This window comes from Mesorhizobium sp. M7A.F.Ca.MR.176.00.0.0 (assembly GCF_004023165.1).
Lineage (GTDB): Bacteria > Pseudomonadota > Alphaproteobacteria > Rhizobiales > Rhizobiaceae > Mesorhizobium.
In genome coordinates this window covers 1-2423 of sequence record NZ_RZTC01000167.1, presented here as the reverse complement: position 1 = coordinate 2423, position 2423 = coordinate 1, and the positions used below count along the sequence as shown (strand labels likewise).

Below are 2423 nucleotides of genomic sequence, written 5' to 3'. Positions count from 1 at the left end.
GGCGGAATGACCGCGACCTCCGGCGGCGCCGGAGGCGCGGGCGCGGTCGGCGGCACTAGCGTTGGCGGGGTCGGTTGCACCAGCGCCGGCGGCGTCAGTGGGACCGGTGCCGCAGGCGGATTGGCGGCCTCCGGCGGCGAAGCAGCTTCTGCTGGTGCAGGCGGTGGGGCTGCCGGCTCTGAGGCCGGCGGCGCGCTGGCGACATCATGCCCCTTGGGTTCGTTGGCCTTCGGCTCGCCAGGGTTGGGTTCGTCGGCCTTCGGTTCGACGGGCTCGCTGGCTATGTCGCCGCCCTCATGCCAAGGGCCGAACCGGTCGGCGGCCAGTGCGGCGACCACGACCAATGGCAGGACGAGAAAGACTCTGCGCAGGCCGGGCCTGCTAGCGTCCTGCATCTCCGCCGCGCGACCAAACAGCGGCGCGCCCGCTGCTTGGCCCGACCGGTCCGGCAAGAGGCCGGCCCAAAACAGCCCTGCACCAAGCAGGCAGGCGAACGCCGCCACCAGGAACCCCGCCAGCCGTAACGAGGCTGGATCCATCGGCGGGCCTGAAAAGCCGCGCCAGAGGAAAGCCTCGCCGATTGCCGGCCAATAGATCCGCGCCAGGCAGCCTACGGCGACAACGACCAGGGCAAGCGCGAGCAATCTGTCGGCACCCTTGTTCATTGAAATCCCTCGGGCGTTGTTGCGGCCCTCACCATGTGACGGTTGCCCCGCATGTCGACGTCGAGACTATCAGCCGCAAGCTCGTGTCGCCAAGAGCCCGTGTGGACGCCCGGCTTGGTTGACACAACTTGCGTATCTGCCATTCTCGCGTAGGGATGAGGAGAGATTACCATGAAGAAGACTTACGCGAAGCCGGCTCTCGTCAAGAAGGACAAGCTTTCAGCCGTCACGGCAAACGGCTCGACCAGCGCCACGATATAATCTGGCACACTCTTGGCCGAAACGTGCCTGGCGCTGGAGCAATTCCAGAAAAAGCATCGAAGGCCTTCGATCCCTGATGGCGTAAACAAGAATTGGAGGGCGGGCGCCTTGCCGCTCCTCCTTGGATTTATTGCAGTTTTACCGATTTCAGCCGCATGGTTGACAGATGGCCGCAGTCTGGCATCATCGGATCGGGATTTTAGGAGAGTCTGATATGAAAAAGATCTATGTGAAGCCATCGTTCTTGAAAAAAGGCCGGTTGTCGGCGGTCACTGCGGCCAACGGCGCCTCGATTATTATTGTGCCGGGCTGACCGTCAACATAACCTGATTGAAGCGGGGCGAAATTTCGCTCCGCTTTGGCGTGCCCAATCTCAGCGCGTCAAGACCAAATCGTCCACGACCATTTGCCAATAGTGTTTCGTCGACAGGCGAACACGCGTTACAGCCTTGAGCATCGGGGCGTAGTGCAGCGGCGTGAGCGCCGACAGCGTGATCTGATCGCTTGAAATCAGCTGCTCGCCAAGCCAGCTTTCGATCAGCGCCACCTCCCCTTCCGACGCCAGCCAGGCGGCGCTCAGCATGACCGAGTGAAAGCCGAACGGCCGTTCGCGGCTGAATTCGGCCGGCAGCCCGCTGCTGGTATAGAGCACATAGTCACCGGAGACATTGCCATTGACATAGCCCTGGCTGTCCTTGGTGTAGTCGCGGGCCATCGCATTCAGGTTGCGCCACGTCAATCCGGCATGACCAGCCGGAATTTTCCTGAAGGGGCGCGACGTCACATCGTCGAAATCGATCGTTTCGAGGGCGGCATCAGTGTCGATGCCGGCGCGTTGCGGCGACAGCAGGCCGAGATCCGCCGAGTAGGACGACAGCGTCAGCCGCCGCTCCAAGCCGCCGCCGCTGACGCTGACCGTGTCGGCTTCTTCAGCCAGGTCGAAGCTGAAGACGGCACCCGGCGCCAGTGCCCGCGTCTCCAGGACGTGCCCGTTCCCCGACATGGAGAGGGTCGCTGGTCCATCGCCGGCAACGCGCCCGCTGACGCGGCGCGGCGGTGCCAGACCGACCGGCAGCAGCATCTCCTGCGATACCATCCCGGCCGGCGAACCCGGCAGCGGCATGAAGTGTCGGGACTGAATGTCATTTTCGCTTTTCGCCTGCCAGCCGGGCGGCACCGAAACCACAAAGCGCCAGTTGCCTGGCTTGCGGATCACGGCCTTTCTGCTTTTCGCCGACATGGGAAAATTGGCAAAGCCGGCATTGTTGGTGCGCGCGGATGCGGCGAGCTTGCCCGCTTCGTCATACAGCCGCACCATGATCCCGGCCATCGGCCGGTCTCCGGCGCCGTATTTGCCGTCGCGATCGACATCGAAATAGACGAAGGATGAGTAATTGAGCATACCCCCGCCGGCGTTCCATTCGGTACGGACGGCATAGTCGGCAGCCGGATTGGTCTGCCGCCGTCCCTTGCGGCGGCTGCGCTTCCGCCACAGCA

Annotated in this window: 3 protein-coding genes and 1 pseudogene; 2 read left to right on the top strand and 2 right to left on the bottom strand. The window is 63.6% G+C overall.

Translation table 11 applies throughout. From position 1 onward, the window contains the following. Positions 1–665: pseudogene (locus EOB59_RS36965) on the bottom strand (WD40 repeat domain-containing protein); the annotation flags it as partial. A gap of 171 nt (positions 666–836) precedes the next feature. Here EOB59_RS36965 and EOB59_RS32050 point away from each other — a divergent pair. Beyond that, complete coding sequence (locus EOB59_RS32050; protein ID WP_128290124.1) at positions 837–926, top strand: putative RiPP precursor; 90 nt, start codon at positions 837–839, stop codon at positions 924–926. Positions 927–1140: 214 nt separating this feature from the next. Next, entirely contained in the window at positions 1141–1239 is a 99-nt protein-coding gene (locus EOB59_RS32045; RefSeq protein ID WP_127326585.1) for a putative RiPP precursor, read from the top strand. Positions 1240–1299: 60 nt separating this feature from the next. Here the strand turns inward: EOB59_RS32045 and EOB59_RS32040 are convergent. After that, a partial coding sequence (locus EOB59_RS32040) for a hypothetical protein (protein WP_128290123.1) occupies positions 1300–2423 on the bottom strand: 1124 nt, incomplete at its 5' end.

Excerpts from the sequence above, each read along its gene's own strand:
- EOB59_RS32050 (WP_128290124.1), top strand. The coding sequence starts at position 837 with ATGAAGAAGACTTACGCGAAGCCGGCTCTCGTCAAGAAGGACAAGCTT.
- EOB59_RS32045 (WP_127326585.1), top strand. The coding sequence starts at position 1,141 with ATGAAAAAGATCTATGTGAAGCCATCGTTCTTGAAAAAAGGCCGGTTG.